Source organism: Bacillus mycoides, from assembly GCF_000832605.1.
Taxonomy (GTDB): domain Bacteria; phylum Bacillota; class Bacilli; order Bacillales; family Bacillaceae_G; genus Bacillus_A; species Bacillus_A mycoides.
The window spans coordinates 3,685,592-3,701,425 of sequence record NZ_CP009692.1 but is presented as its reverse complement, the minus strand read 5'-3'; the positions used below and the strand labels follow the sequence as shown (position 1 = coordinate 3,701,425).

The following is a 15,834-nucleotide window of genomic DNA, read 5'->3' as shown; positions in this document are numbered from 1 at the left end:
AAGAAGATAAAACCCATCTTCGAATAATATATGTTATTTCATCAAATTAAACAAAATAACGAGAAAAAGTATCGTTTTTAAGATATTTAGTTATAAACTTGAATAATATTAAATAATATCGTTCATTATATGAGGTTTTAGTTGAATGCATACTATATGATGTGTAAAATCTAAGCAAGTAGGTTAGAATACTGCTTGCAAATGGCAGTATAAATAATAATTTGAGGTGAATGCATGCTAGATTTTAAGCAATTAGAGATTTGTTTGAAAGAAAAGAGATTCCTAGATGGATTACATGAGATAAATAATGAAATTGCGCATATAAAAGAAACGAATAAGTTATCATACGTGAAGAACTGGCTTTCTAACGTCTCGTCACCTAAGGAGTTTGATACATTAATTCGTCTTGCTGATGAAGGTTTGATGCATCAATATAGCTCCTTTTTAATTCGTTATACTTATAAAAAATTCCCAAATATGAGAACGCTCTCTTTATATTGTGATGAATTAATTGATGAGCGTAAAATCCTTGATGCTGAACAATTGTTAAAAGATTCTTTGGAAAAGGTAAATGAAGAGGAAACTGATGCGGATGTTTTAACGAAAACATACTTTACGTTAGTTAGATGTTTGCTAGATATGAAGCGAAATGAAGAGGCCTATGCCTATATGCAAAAGGCGGAAAAGCATAGTACGCGTGCAGTTTTTGATAAATGGGGTTACTTATATATACAGACTGGTGAGTGGGAGAAGGCAGAGAAACAACTTTTATCCGGTCAGCAGCATAAAGATTGTGAAGAGTTAGCTACGTACTTATTGGCGCAATTATATGCATATAAAGGTGAACAGCAGCGAGCGTTACAACTCATTAATGATGCGATTGCAAAGTTCCCTCAAGTACCATATTTCTATTTTGAAAAAGTAAAATATTTATTAGATTTAGAGCGCTATGAAGAAATGTTAGCGGTAATAGATAAAATCAATCATATGCTTCCGCATCATGCATATACAACTTATTTTATACATTTACGTGCAGAAGCATTTTATAAAATGAATAATATTCAAGATTTGCAAGCACTATTGAAAAGTGAAAAGAGTTTAAAAAATTCTCTATATCATCATATAGAAAAAAATCCTGATGGAAAAAAGGTTCGTTTACCGATAGTTCCGGTTGTACAAAAGGATAACTATTGCGTTCCGACAAGTTTGGAAATGATGTTAGGGGTATGGGGAGAAAAACGTACGCAAGATGAAATTGCACAACATATTTTTGATGTAACAGGTTCTAAGTTTTCAGATACAGTTACATATATAGAAGAGCAAGGTTACGAATATCGTTATTTTCAAGGGAATGAGGAAAATTATAAGAGATTACTCAATCAAGGTATTCCCGTTTTATTAAGTATAGATATTGAGCACGCTTCCCATGTACAAGTGCTTTCTGGTTATGACGATGTACTGCAAGCTTTTTATATTCAAGATCCGAATTTCTTGGAACCGATTCTTGTGGAATATGATAAGTTGCAAGAAAAATATCGTTATACAGATTGTTTAGCTATTACGTTTATACCAAAAGATAGAATGGAACAACTTTCATTTTTAAATGAGAAAGAACACACTTATTATAAAACAATCTTTTCTCTTACAGATCATTTAGGTGAGCAAGATAAAGAGGGAATTGAAAAGTTAGTACTATTTTTAAAAGAAACAAGTGAAAACCCAAACACTTGGTTATATACGATTAAACATTTAGATGCTGAAGTAGATAAAGATTTTATTCAGTTTTGTATAGAAAAATTAATGAAAAAGTTTCCGAGCTCTGACTTTGTGAAATTGCATAGTGCACAGTGTTTTATTCGTCTGCAGGATATGGAAAAAGCAGGACAGATGCTTCAAAGTGTGGAGAAGAAAAGCAATCAAGCGTTGTATCATTTTATAAATGGACGTTATTCTTTTGAGCAAGATAATTATGCAGAATCGATTGCTAGTTTTCGTTCATCATTACAATTGGATGCAGATCAACCAGTTGCGTGGAGTTTCTTAGCATTATCATACATGTATATGGATCAATCCGAAAAGGGGCTAGAGTATTCTCTAACAGCTATAGAACGTAGTCCAGAAAGGTTTACACTTGTAAATCACGGTTTAATTTTAATAGATTTAGAACGATATGAAGAAGCATATGGATTCTTTAATGATTTATTAAAAGAATATAAATATGAAGCGCACATATGGTATGAACGTGCAAGATGTGCTCAGTATTTAGGGAAAGTGTATTTGGCGGTAAAAGGACTTAAAGTGGCGATTCAATTAGATAAAACAGCAGCCTATTTATATACGAAGCTTTCGGAAATCTATGAATCGGATTTGGATGATGAGAAAAATACGAAGGAAATTTTATTACAAGGAATTCAAAATTGTGAAGATCAGGCGTCTTTATATGTTCGTTTAGGAGATTTTCATTTTCAAAATGATGAACTTGAAGAAGCGGAAACTATATATAAGCGTTCTTTAAAAGAAAATAATGAAGATGTATATTCTCATTTCGGTTTAATTCAAGTTTATATGGCAAAGGAACAATATAAGGATGCAAAAAACTATATTGTCAGTATTAATAAGCAATTTGAAGACAATCAAGATTTCCTTATGAATGCTGGTATGGTGTTATGGGATGCTGAAATGGCATTAGGTGAGGATGAAAAAGAGTTAAAACTTGCACTTTCTAAATTAGAGAACGGTATACGAAGCGTATACGCTAATATAGCGAGCGTGTTGGATGAGTATGTAAATCGAATAAAAGACACAGCTTTTGTGCAACGAGGCATAGCGTTTTTAAGAACGTTAGAAAAAGAAAAAGAGGATGTAATTGAATACGGTTGTTACGCAGGTGTTTTATATGAATCTATTGGACAGTATGATCAGGCGATAAAACGGTATAATGATGCACTTAAGAAAAAACAAGATTCATTGCCGTATTTCCGTATCGGTGAAACATTCATGGCGTTAGGGCAATTTCAAGAAGCAAAGCATGCGTATGAAACATGTTTAGAAATGGATAAGAACTTCTTAGGTGTACATTTGCAGCTTGCTGAAATATACGAAAAAGAAGAGAATCGTTCCAAAGAACAAAAGCATATGGTCCAGGCGATGAAAGAAGAACCAATGCATATAAATATGGAATATTTAGCGCAGCTTTCAGTAGAAATGAATCTTCAGGAAGAATTGCTAGTTGAACTAGAAAAATTGGAGGAAGAAGTTCCTGAAACATGGCGTTTAGATGCGATTGCATACGTGTTTGGCGCGATGAATGACATAGATAAAGAAAAAGAATATATCGAATGCGCAATGAAAATAGATGAAGCGCATGTGGAAGTACTATATCATTATGCGAAATTGCTAGTTAAAAAGCAGAGTGCAGAAGCAATCGAAGTTGCGCTGAAAGTAATGCATAAAGATTTGGAAAGTGAACGTATTTTTGGTGTGTACGTAAAAGCAATGGAACAACATAAAAAATTATCCCAGATACGAGACGTACTTCATACGCTAAAGGTGAAAAAAGCAGAAAGAAGTACAGCGTTTATGTATGCAGCTACTGCGGTTGCCGAAAGATTAGTAGAAAGACAGCAAAATGAGCAACCGAAAAAATCTATATTTACAAGAGCATTTTATCGCATGAAAAATCGTGCGAAGGAAATTTCAATGATTACAGTTGTTATCGATTTATTTGAAATCTCCTTAAAGTTAAATCCGAAAAATAGTATGGCAGCGCAGCGTTTCGCAATATTTTATGAGAATGCGGCGATGAATGAAGAAGCTATAGAGGTTTTACAAACATCGTTAGAAAATAAGTGGGATTATGATGTAGCGAAGCAACTTGTAAATCTTTTCATTGAGTGTGAAGAAGAAGATATGTTACGAGATGCTTTTGAATTAACGAAACAAATGGTTCGCGAGCTACCGGATGATTATGATACACTTCTTCTACAAGCGAATGTATTATGTAAGCTAGGCGAAGAAAGAAAAGCCGAAAAAATACACTTGCAATTAATTGAGAAAACGCCATTTGTAAGTAGAGGATTCCTTGCTTTAGCAGAAATATATCAAAGTCAAGAGAGAATTGAGGACTCGATTCAGTTATTAGAAGACGCTTCTGTACATCATCCAAATGAAACAGCAATTCTTCTTGCTTTAGCATCTTCGTATCATAGAGCTGGGCAAACGACAAAGGCAGAAAAAATAACAAGTGAAATATTAGCAATTGATGCTACTGACTTGCTAGCAAGATACGATCATGCTTGTTATTTAACATCATTAAACAGAAATGAAGAGGCAAGAGATGAACTTGAAATTGTGCTTCGTGAAGATGAAACAGGATTTTTCGCTGAACTTGCAGAGGAAGATGAAGTTTTAGCAGGATTGCGAGAATTTGAAAAGTGATTGTATAAGAATAGAGAAAAAGGGTATAAATAAAAATATATTTCGAATTAGTTGACAATTAATTGTTTAATGGCATAAAATAACTTTTAATAAAGTATACAAATCTGAAGACGAGAAAGAGTAAAATAGTGAGCTGTTCTCCAGAGAGCCGGTGTATTGCTGAAAGCCGGTGTGCAGACGTTATTTGAAAATCATCTCCGAGGAGCCGTGGCTGAATAAAGTAAGCTCGGACGGATGTCTACCGTTACAAAGAACGCGTATATTAGTACGTTGCTAAGTGCTATTAGTGAAAAGCTAATAGAATTAGGGTGGTAACGCGGGTAAACCCGTCCCTACTTCATAGGGGCGGGTTTTTTGTGTGCTTTTAAAACATTCAAAGGAGTGATTGTACATGAAGAAAGTAGATGTAAAAGAGTCAGCTGTAGGGAGAGAAACACGTATTCGTAAGCAGTGGAACGAACAGGGCATTTTTGAACAATCAATTCAGAATAGAGAAGGCGCACAATCGTTTGTGTTTTATGAAGGACCACCAACGGCGAACGGTTTACCACACGTCGGCCATGCACTTGGTCGGGCAATTAAAGATTTAGTAGCAAGATATAAAACGATGGCTGGATATAAAGTGTTAAGAAAAGCTGGCTGGGATACACATGGATTACCTGTAGAATTAGGCGTTGAAAAACAACTTGGTATTTCAGGTAAGCATGAGATTGAAGAGTACGGCATTGAGCCATTTATTCAAAAGTGTAAAGAGAGTGTATTCACATATGAGAAGCAGTGGCGTGAATTTACGGAGAGCATTGGATATTGGGTAGATATGGATGATCCATACGTTACTCTAGAGAATCCATATATCGAAAGTGTATGGAATATTTTAGGGACGATTCATGAAAAAGGCTTGTTATATAAAGGGCATAGAGTTTCACCGTACTGTCCAAGCTGTCAAACATCGCTTAGTTCACATGAAGTTGCACAAGGATATAAAACAGTGAAAGATTTAAGCGCAACGGTTAAGTTTAAAGTAAAAGATAGTGAAAATGAATATTTCCTTGGATGGACGACAACGCCGTGGACACTTCCAGCGAATGTTGCACTTGCCGTACATCCAAATATGGAATACGTTAAAGCGAAACAAGAAGGGTATGTATACATTGTTGCGAAAGAGCGTGTACAAGAAGTACTAAAAGAAAACTATGAAGTATTATCCGTTCATAAAGGCGAAGAATTAGTAAACACATCTTATACAGCACCGTTTCCGATGAAGGAAGTTACAAATGGGTACCACGTAATTGCAGCAGATTTTGTAACTGCAGATAGTGGTACAGGACTCGTTCATATCGCTCCAGCATATGGGGAGGACGATTATAAAGTCGTTCAAAGTGAAGGATTGTCGTTCTTACATGTTGTAGATGAGAAAGGTGAGTATACGGATGCAGTACCATTTCTTAAAGGTAAGTTTGTAAAAGAATGTGACGTTGATATCGTTCGTTATTTAGCTAAAGAAGGTTTGCTATATCATAAAGAAAAATATGAACATAGCTATCCGCATTGCTGGCGCTGTGATTCACCATTACTTTATTATGCAGGAGAAAGCTGGTTAATCCGAACAACTGAGATTAAAGAAACATTTTTACGAAATAATGATTCTGTTAAGTGGTATCCAGACCATATGAAGCATGGACGGTTTGGTAAGTTTTTAGAAAACATGGTGGACTGGAATATTAGCCGGAATAGATATTGGGGAACACCGTTAAACGTATGGGAATGTGAAAGCTGCGATCATCAATTCTCACCGAAAAGCATCGCCGAATTAAGAAAGCATAGTACGAAAGAAACACCTGAAGATTTAGAATTGCATAAGCCGTATGTAGATGAAGTGCAAGTTTGCTGCGAAAAATGCGGAAGTACAATGAATCGTACACCAGAAGTAATCGATGTTTGGTTTGATAGTGGTTCCATGCCGTTTGCACAATATCATTATCCATTTGAAAATAAAGAGTTATTTGAAGAACAGTTTCCAGCAGATGTAATTGCAGAGGGAATTGATCAAACACGCGGCTGGTTTTATAGTTTATTAGCAGTATCAGCACTATATACAGGAAAAGTACCTTATAAACGAGTGTTATCACTAGGGCATGTTCTAGACGAGGAAGGACAGAAAATGTCTAAAAGTAAAGGAAATGCACTAGATCCAGTTGATTTAGTAAATCAGTTTGGTGCAGATGCTTTAAGATGGGCTCTACTTGTTGACAGTGCTCCGTGGAATGCAAAGCGTTTTTCTGAAAGAACAGTACTGGAAGCAAAATCTAAATTTGTAGATACGTTAGTCAATGTATATAGCTTCTACGTTTTATATGCAAATTTAGATGAGTATAATCCGGAAGAAAAGTATGAAGTTAAACGTACGAAATTAGATGAATGGGTATTATCAAGATTGCATAGCACAACGAAAAAAGTGAGAACAGCACTTGATGATTATCAATTTACGAATGCAGCTCGTGAAATCGCAGCGCTTGTAGATGAAGTGAGTAACTGGTACGTAAGACGATCACGTAATCGTTTCTGGGAATCTGGTATGAATCCTGAAAAAGCAGCTGCGTATGAAACGCTTCATGAAGTGCTTGTAACAATTAGTAAATTAATCGCACCATTTACACCGTTTGTAGCTGAGGATATTCATCTGAATTTAGAAGGAAGCAGCGTTCATTTAGCAGATTATCCGGTTGTAAACGAATCACTTATCCAGCCTGAGTTAGAAGCAGAAATGGATGCTGTTTTACAAGTTGTTGAACTTGGAAGAAGTAATCGTAATCAACATTCATTAAAAGTAAAACAGCCGTTAGCAGAACTTGTATTACTAGCGCATAATGAAAATGATATGGATTGGGAATCTTATCGTGATATCATCATGGATGAGCTAAATGTAAAAGCGTTCCATGTTGAACTCGATGAAACGAAATACACGTCCTATCAATTAAAGCTGAATTTTAAAACGGCTGGGCCGAAGTTTGGTAAAAGTGTGAATGCAGTAAATGGCTGGCTAAAACAATTATCAAAAGAAGAAGTACAACACTTTGTATCTACAGAAAGAGCAGTTTACGAAGTAGCACCAGGAGAAGAAGTAGTTGTAACAGCTGAAGATGTATTAGTAGAGAAAGTTGCAAAATCAGGATTTTCAAATACGACTAACGGTCAATATACGGTAATGTTAGATACGAATGTAACGGAAGAATTGTTACAAGAAGGAGTAGCACGTGAATTTATTCGTGCAGTTCAAGAATATCGTAAGCAGTTGAATTTACCAGTTAATTTACGAGTGGATGTAATTCTTGATACAGAAGAAGAACTACAGCAAACGTTAACGAATCATAAAGATTTATTGGAAGAAAACTTACTCGTCAAGCAATTTACATTTGGTCACTTAACGAATGAGGACGATGAACTTTCTTTAGGTGAGACAAAGATCCGAATTAAATTAAACGCGGCTAATTAAAGAAAAAAGGAAGTTGGAATCATTCCAACTTCCTTTTTTGTATGAAGATAAATTAATCAGTTATTTTCCGCATAACCCATTCGATAGGTCCTCTAGAAAAGCTCCTTCGCCATAATACGCTAAATAAAATACTGAAAATGAAAAATGCAGTAGCAAATAATAAAACGAAAAGTAGTGTTTGATGTTCCATACGATTTAATACAATCAATGCGCCAATACCGATAAATACATGACTTACATAATGCGTTAATGTTAATTGTCCTGTTTGTATAATGGAAGTAACAAACCAATTATTTTCATATTTTTCAGCAATGTAGAGGCAAATTATTAATATAGCAATAGCAGATCCTGTAGCGGATGCGACGTATAATATATTGGGTAAAATGGGTCCTGTGTTAAACAAAAATGTAGAGGCTGCTTCACCAATGTATGGGATAAAAAGGTGTGTTAACCCTTTTGATAATAGCTCTATAATTACGGTTACTGTTAAACCCAGTAAGAACAACCAATGTCTAATTTTCCTATTATGAAGATCTAACCTGCCAATTATCATACCGATTAAGAAGAAAGAAAACCATGGGAAAATAGGGTGATAGCCATTAAAAAATAAGTTGCGAAGAAAACCTGTTAAGGTCCAAAAGTCTATATAGTTTATAAATGGGATTGTGCCTCCCCATCCTTCGAAGGCGTTGAAAGTAAGTTGGAGATATTGTGCAGCAATTAAAATAATGATAGAAAGCCATATTAGTATAGTTCTTCGTACAGTAATTAGTAATGCAGCGATGAAAAGGTAAACGCCGTAGTAGTGTAAAATATCACCCGTCCATTCCATTACATACAATAATAATCCTAAAATAAATAAGAATAGTGATCGTTTCCAAATCAATATTCGGCTGGTATTGATTTTTATTTTCTCTTGGCTAGCAACAGATGATTTAGTCATTAAAGTTATGCCAATCCCAGCAAGTATAACAAACAAGGCAGAAGCTCTACCTTCAAAAAGCGTCATAAAGGTTTTTAACAGAGGAGGCCCATTTCCTTCCGCCCCTGTTATCACCATGAAATTAACTAGTAACATTCCAAACATTGCCCACGCTCTAGCAAAATCTAAGCCGAAAATTCGTTTTTTAGTTTTCATACGAATCACTTCTTTCGAATATGCTGTGGACAGCTTCAATCCATATTTGTTTATAATTCATATTTACATCAAACATCATGAAGTTTCCGATATTATCAAGTACTAATGCCAATATATGAGCTTTTGAAACTAGATTTTTATTTTGAATGAGTTGAAGTTCATTTGCTTTTGTTAGGAGTGATTCAAATCCGTTTAAATATTCTGTTTGTACAGTTAGTAATCGATCTTTGTACATATCGTTTCTTGAAGATAGTAATACATATTCTTGTAATACACGATTAAAATAAGGATCTTTCTGTTGTTCGTCTATCATTTTAAAGCCAATTTCAACACATTTCTCAATGAAATTCTCTTTCGTAAATTCTTCTGTATGAAAGAATGAGGAGAACTGCATCGCTGCACATAATTCATTAAAAATACTTTCAATTAATGCATCTTTAGATTTAAAGTAATAATAAATAGATGGCTTGGCAATACCAACTTCTTCAGCAATCATTGTATAGGTCGTTTTGGCAATGCCGTGACCGGCAAATAGTCGATAACTTGCTTCGACTATGGAAGAGAGTGTTTCTTCACTTTTACTCATAATAAATCCTCCCAATAAAAAAGGTTAATTAAAGTGTATCATTCATTAAGGTCTTTTTCAACCTACCGTTAGGTAAAAAATAACCTATTTTTCAATACATTATTTTGGTGAAATATAGTTAATCGAAGTGGGAAATAAATATATTTCTAAAGTATTGTGCTCATTTTATACATAATTATTGAGAAAATTTCATTCACCATAAATGTGAAGGTAATAGAATTGCTCGTATAGAATTACTCGTAGATTCAATTTATCTCGTTACTTGTGGACAGTAATAGCTTTATAGGAATGGGGTAAAGGATTCAATTTATTAGGGGGAGTGGTTTTATGTTAAACAAAAAAATGGTGGCAATGGCAATGACTGTGCCATTAGTAATGGGGACGATTTCTACGGTTTCGGCATTGGAAAAACAACAGCAAGTAAAGCTAGAAGCTTATTCACCACAGAAAAAAGCAATTGAATATTTAAAAGGACATGCTACGGAATATGGATTGAAGGCAGACCTTTCAGACTTGCAATATATTTCTACAACAGAAACATCAGTAGCTTCATATGTTAGGTTCCAACAAGTGGTCAATGGTGCGCCTGTATTTTCAAAACAAATTACAGTTACTCTTAACGGAGAGGGAAAAGGCTTACTTGCGGTTTCTGATTATCAGCCTGTTACAGGTGTGAAGGAAGTTACGAAAAAAATTAGTGAAAAAGATGCAGAACAAAAATCGATGGCGTATGTTGGAGGAGAAAGTGAGCAAAACTTATGGGCTCCTACAGAAAAAGAATTCGGATATATTGTTGAAGAGGGAGTCGCTATTCCTGTATATAAAGTGGTAGTCCATTCTAATAATCCATTCGGTGCATGGGAAACATTCATTGATGCGGAAAATGGAAAGTTAATTAAAAAAGTTGATATAAACCGAAAAGCAGAAGGAACAGGAAAAGTATTTTTACCTAACCCTGTCGTATCTAGTGGAAGTTTAGCAGGGTTAAAAGATAATAATGATGCAGATTCAACAGCATTAACGAATCAATTGAAAACTGTTACGTTAAAAGGTTTAGATGGTACAGGATTTTTAATTGGTGAGTATGTTACGATTTCTTCAAAAGCGAAGACGAAATCTACAAACTTACAATTTAACTATACACGTGCAAATGATAGTTTTGAAGATGTTATGTCATATTATCATATTGATACATTACAGCGTTACATTCAAGGATTAGGCTTTCAAAATATTAATAAACGTTCGATTAAAGTGAATGTAAATGGTACAACTGATGATAATTCATTCTATTCTCCATCAACGAAAGCTTTAACTTTCGGTACTGGCGGAGTAGATGATGCAGAAGATGCTGGCATTATTGCGCATGAATATGGTCATTCTATTCAAGATAATCAAGTGCCAGGCTTCGGAAGTTCACCAGAAGGTGGAGCGATGGGAGAAGGATTTGGAGATTTCTTAGGTGCTACTTATGAAGATGCAGTTTCGACAACAGGATACGGGAAAGCATGCATTGGAGAATGGGATGCGGCTGCTTATTCTAGTTCAGATCCGACGTGCTTACGCCGATTAGATACGAATAAAGTATACCCGAAAGATATAACGAATGAAGTGCATAATGATGGGGAAATTTGGGCTCAAGGTCAATACGAAATGGCGCAATCTTTTGGACGTGATGTAGCAACAAAAATTATTTTACAATCACATTGGTCATTAACGCCAAATGCGAAATTCCGTGATGGAGCGAAAGCAATTAAGCAAGCGGATGCTCTTTTATACGGCGGACAACACGCGACTGAAATTGATCGCATTTGGGCAGCGAGAGGGATTAGTACGAATTAATATAAAAAGTCGTGGCTTTTATAAGCCACGACTTTTTTATTTGCTTAAGAACTGGTACTAGAAAATTTATTGGTAGCGGTAATAATGTACATATACCGATAAGTTCACTTTACTGGTTCTTTAAAAACAAAATGCTCTTTAAATTTTCTAGATTCAACTTTTTGACCGTTTCTCATGGAGCGGAAAGGATGTTCTTGCCACGTAATGATCACGTCAACCTTATCCGCTTTTGTAGAAACTGGAAAATTAGCGTGTTCAAATCCAGTTTTACCGCCCGCTAGACGACTTTCTTTTAGGGAAAAGAGTTCATATTTTGTTTTCGTATTTGGTTCATTCCGAAAAACTTCAACTTGTACATTATACACTTCACTTTTCCCAAGATTTTTTACAGAGAAATGATATGTTTGAAATACACCTTTTTTTGGTTGTAACAATTTTTCACTCGTTCTTTTTACTTCATCAATATTTACTTGCCATTGATCAGAATTTTGAGAGATTGGTAAAGATTTTGGTGAATAGGCATATGCTTCATTAACTACAACTAAGCATAATAATAGGAGAAAGAAACTAATTGTTTTTTTCATATGTACACCTCCGATAAAACTTTAATAATAATATGCGTGGGAAATGCGTAAAACATGTAATAAAATGGGGAAAATTCAATTGAAAGAATTTGAGAAGGATAAAACATTTCTAAGCTGTCAAATGATAATTGTATAGAGTTCAATGTTCATATTACATACCTTTAGAAGGGGTCTGTTTAGTGAGAAATCGCAATATTTTTCTAAAAAGGCTTGCGTTTTATAAAATAAAAAGATAGAATACTCTGTAAATATAAAAAGTGATGATTAGGAAAAGTACATGATGCAAGGGTCTACAGAGAGCAATCGATTGCTGGGAAGATTGCGATACCGCATGATGGAAAGACACCTGTGAGTGTTGCTTTGAACGTGATAATTAGTAAAAGCAAACGGTACCTACCGTTATCAGGGCTAAGATGGTCATTATGACAATTTGGGTGGTACCGCGGAAAAATCCGTCCCTATTTATAGGGGCGGATTTTTGTATTCTTTGAAAGGAGGTGAGTGACCGTGGATGATGACGATGACAACAATAATGTAAATAAAAATAAAACTATTGGAGGGAAATGTAATGGATCAAATAATGAAGCGTTCACTCACACGAGAATGTACGGAACATGGCGGGAAGGTTGTATTACTACAAGGATGGGTAAAAAAGATTCGTCATCTAGGGAATGTTAGTTTTTTATTATTAAGGGACCGAACGGGAGTTATTCAATGTGTATTAGAAAACGAGTTAGCCGGATACAAAGTTGATGTTGAAAGTGTGGTCCAAATAATTGGAGAAATAGTAGAGACACCGAAAACAGAATTAGGTGTTGAAGTACTTGCGCGTGAAGTGAAAGTATTAAATGGTGCAGAGCCACTTCCATTTGAGATAAATAAAAAGAAGCTACAAGTTGGCTTAGATCAACTGTTGAATGAGCGGGTATTATCATTAAGGCATGAGCGAATCGCGGCGGTTTTTAAAGTGAAATCTACACTCGTTCAAAGTTTTAGTGAATTCCTAATAGAGAACGATTTCACACGTATATTTACTCCGAAAATTGTCTCGCAAGGGGCAGAAGGAGGAGCGAATGTTTTTAAGCTTCCATATTTCCAAAAAGAAGCGTATTTAGCTCAATCACCACAGTTTTATAAACAAATGATGGTAGCCGGAGGACTCGAACGTGTTTTTGAAATTGCTCCTGTGTACCGGGCTGAACATCATAACTCTTCAAGACATTTAAATGAATATATATCGTTAGATGTAGAACTTGGATTTATTCATGATTTTCATGAAGTAATGCAATTAGAAACGGATGTTTTACGATATATGTTTCAACAAGTAGCAAAAAACTGTGAAAAAGAATTACAACTACTACAAATAGAAGTACCTGTCATTACAGAAATTCCTAAAATCACATTGGCAGAAGCGCAAGAAATTTTGAAAATGAAGTATCGGAAAGAATCTCCTGAAGGGGATTTAGATACAGAAGGTGAAAAGTTACTAGGGAAATATGTGAAAGAAACATATAATAGTGAATTTGTATTCATTACACATTATCCGAAAGAAGCGAGACCGATGTATACGATACCGAATAAAGAAAATCCAACTATTACTGATTCATTCGATTTATTATATAAAGGATTAGAAATTACATCAGGTGCACAGCGAATTCATAACTATGATATGTTACTTGCTTCTTTTAAAGAAAAAGGATTACATCCAGAGAAATTTCAATCTTATTTAAATACATTCCGATACGGTTGTCCACCACATGGTGGTTTTGGGATAGGATTAGAAAGGGTTGTATATAAACTTTTAGAGTTAACAAATGTCCGAGAGGCGAGTGCTTTTCCGAGAGATTGTACACGTCTTATACCATAAAAAAGCATCTTCGCGATTATCGCGAAGATGCTTTTTTACTGTTCTTTCATTTTTACATTGAAAGTTTATAAAAATCCTTTTCGACAAAAAAATAATATATCCCTTGACAGTTATAAATATAACCGATATACTTCATATTAATTTCAAAAGAAAATATATTCTAAATATTAAAATGTGTTGAATAGGAGTAGTAAGGTCATGTATTTGTGCAGAGAGCTATGGGTTGGTGCGACATAGTCAAATGACATCCTGAACTCGCCTAGGAGCAGTAAGGTGGAACGGAATCACATTCTTAGTAAATCTTAACGGTTAACCTTCGATATTAGGTTTGTAATCAAACGATTACTACTAAGGTGGATTCATAATGGAATCAATAAGGGTGGTACCGCGTTAAGTAAATGGCTTAGCGTCTCTTTATATAGAGACGTTGGGCCATTTTTTTATTTTATAGAAAAAGAAATGGAGGTTTTATTCAGATTGATCAATAATATTTATTTATTAATATAAAATGATTTTAACAGGAGGAAAATAGGATGAAACAGACGGAGCAATGGACTTCGAAATTAGGTTTTATAATGGCAGCAGCAGGATCAGCAATTGGACTTGGCGCAATATGGAAATTTCCTTATATCGCTGGGAAGAGCGGGGGAGGAGCATTCTTTTTAATTTTTATATTATTTACTGTATTAATTGGACTACCGCTACTTATAGCTGAATTTATGATTGGACGCAGTACACAGAAACAAGCAGTTGGAGCATTTAAAAGTATCGCACCAAATACAGGATGGCACTGGATTGGGCGTCTTGGGGTTGGGACTTGTTTTATATTACTTTCATTTTATAGTGTTGTAGGTGGCTGGGTACTAATTTATTTATTCAGAGGAGTAACTGGACAACTTATTACTCCGGGACAAAATTACGGTTCGTTATTTACTGAAACAATTGGAAATCCGGTTTGGGCTATTACTGGACATTTCGCTTTTATGTTCATTACGATATGGGTTGTATCAAAAGGTGTACAAAACGGAATTGAAAAAGCAAGTAAATATATGCTACCAGCATTGTTCGTTTTATTTGTCGCCCTTATTATTCGTTCATTAACACTGGATAATGCAATGCAAGGTGTGAAGTTTTTCTTACAACCAGATTTCTCGAAGATTACTTCAGAAAGTATTTTATTCGCAATGGGCCAATCATTCTTTGCGATTAGCATAGGGATTTCGATTATGGTTACGTATAGCTCGTATTTAAATAAAAAAGAAAGTTTACCAAAATCAGCAGTTACGATTGTTGGGTTAAATTTATTTGTTTCTTTATTTGCGGGTCTTGCTATTTTCCCAGCAGTATTTTCGTTAGGCATGGAGCCGACAGAAGGGCCAGGCTTACTATTTATCGTATTACCATCTGTATTTAGTCAAATTCCATTCGGAGGATTGTTCTTAACTGTATTTCTTGCGCTATTTACATTTGCCACATTAACCTCGGCATTTTCTCTACTAGAGACGGTTGTTTCAGCATTAGCAAATGGTGAACAAGAAAGAAGAGCTAAACTTTCATGGATCATCGGTTTCTGCATTTTCCTAGTAGGTATACCATCGGCCTTATCATTTGGAGTATGGAGTGATATTACGATTTTTGGGAAGAATATTTTTGATGCAGTAGACTTCTTATCTAGTAATATATTAATGCCGCTTGGAGCGCTATTCATTAGTATTTTCGTATCATTCAAGATGGAAAAGAAAGTGCTAGAAGCTGAATTTTTTGTAGGTGGAAATTACGGAAAGAAAGTATTTACTTGCTGGGCATTTTTACTTCGGTTTGTAGCACCACTTGCAATAATTATTGTCTTTTTAAATGTAATAGGGATTATTTAATATTAAATGTTATAAT

The 15,834-nt window shown here is 34.9% G+C and carries 8 protein-coding genes and 3 other annotated features; of the genes, 5 read left to right on the top strand and 3 right to left on the bottom strand.

Features of this window, described 5'->3' with window-relative positions:
- The first annotated feature begins 234 nt into the window (after positions 1 to 234).
- Together BG05_RS20735 and ileS are read left to right on the top strand one after the other, a co-directional pair.
- Complete coding sequence (locus tag BG05_RS20735) at positions 235 to 4,437, top strand: bacteriocin-processing peptidase family protein (RefSeq protein ID WP_003188961.1); 4,203 nt, start codon at positions 235 to 237, stop codon at positions 4,435 to 4,437.
- Between the two features lie 98 nt (positions 4,438 to 4,535).
- Positions 4,536 to 4,774: a binding site (T-box leader), on the top strand.
- A 54-nt stretch (positions 4,775 to 4,828) separates the two neighbouring features.
- Positions 4,829 to 7,930 carry an isoleucine--tRNA ligase gene (gene ileS / locus BG05_RS20730; protein ID WP_002127171.1) on the top strand — a complete coding sequence of 1,034 codons (3,102 nt, stop codon included), beginning with the start codon at positions 4,829 to 4,831 and terminating at the stop codon, positions 7,928 to 7,930.
- A 52-nt stretch (positions 7,931 to 7,982) separates the two neighbouring features.
- Here ileS and BG05_RS20725 read toward each other — a convergent pair whose 3' ends face one another.
- Positions 7,983 to 9,068 (bottom strand): DUF418 domain-containing protein, encoded by a 1,086-nt coding sequence (locus tag BG05_RS20725; protein WP_033733935.1) that lies wholly within the window; start codon positions 9,066 to 9,068, stop codon positions 7,983 to 7,985.
- Positions 9,058 to 9,654 (bottom strand): TetR/AcrR family transcriptional regulator, encoded by a 597-nt coding sequence (locus BG05_RS20720; RefSeq protein ID WP_033733934.1) that lies wholly within the window; start codon positions 9,652 to 9,654, stop codon positions 9,058 to 9,060. The genes BG05_RS20725 and BG05_RS20720 overlap by 11 nt, the downstream gene beginning before the upstream one ends.
- Positions 9,655 to 9,981: 327 nt before the next feature.
- Between BG05_RS20720 and BG05_RS20715 the strand changes: the two genes are divergently transcribed.
- On the top strand, positions 9,982 to 11,493 hold the full coding sequence (locus BG05_RS20715; RefSeq protein WP_002127175.1) for a M36 family metallopeptidase: 1,512 nt from the start codon (positions 9,982 to 9,984) through the stop codon (positions 11,491 to 11,493).
- A gap of 104 nt (positions 11,494 to 11,597) precedes the next feature.
- On the opposite strand, the gene BG05_RS20710 is transcribed toward BG05_RS20715, so the two are convergent.
- Positions 11,598 to 12,077: a hypothetical protein gene (locus BG05_RS20710; RefSeq protein WP_003188955.1), complete on the bottom strand. Its 480-nt coding sequence runs from the start codon at positions 12,075 to 12,077 to the stop codon at positions 11,598 to 11,600.
- 251 nt (positions 12,078 to 12,328) lie between these two features.
- Positions 12,329 to 12,540 (top strand) — a binding site (T-box leader).
- Positions 12,541 to 12,645: 105 nt separating this feature from the next.
- On the opposite strand from BG05_RS20710, the gene aspS reads away from it, so the two are divergent.
- Both aspS and BG05_RS20700 read left to right on the top strand, forming a co-directional pair.
- Entirely contained in the window at positions 12,646 to 13,944 is a 1,299-nt protein-coding gene (aspS, locus tag BG05_RS20705; protein ID WP_033733933.1) for an aspartate--tRNA(Asn) ligase, read from the top strand.
- 168 nt (positions 13,945 to 14,112) lie between these two features.
- Positions 14,113 to 14,361 (top strand) — a binding site (T-box leader).
- Between the two features lie 116 nt (positions 14,362 to 14,477).
- Positions 14,478 to 15,818: a sodium-dependent transporter gene (locus BG05_RS20700; protein WP_003188951.1), complete on the top strand. Its 1,341-nt coding sequence runs from the start codon at positions 14,478 to 14,480 to the stop codon at positions 15,816 to 15,818.
- Positions 15,819 to 15,834: the final 16 nt, after the last annotated feature.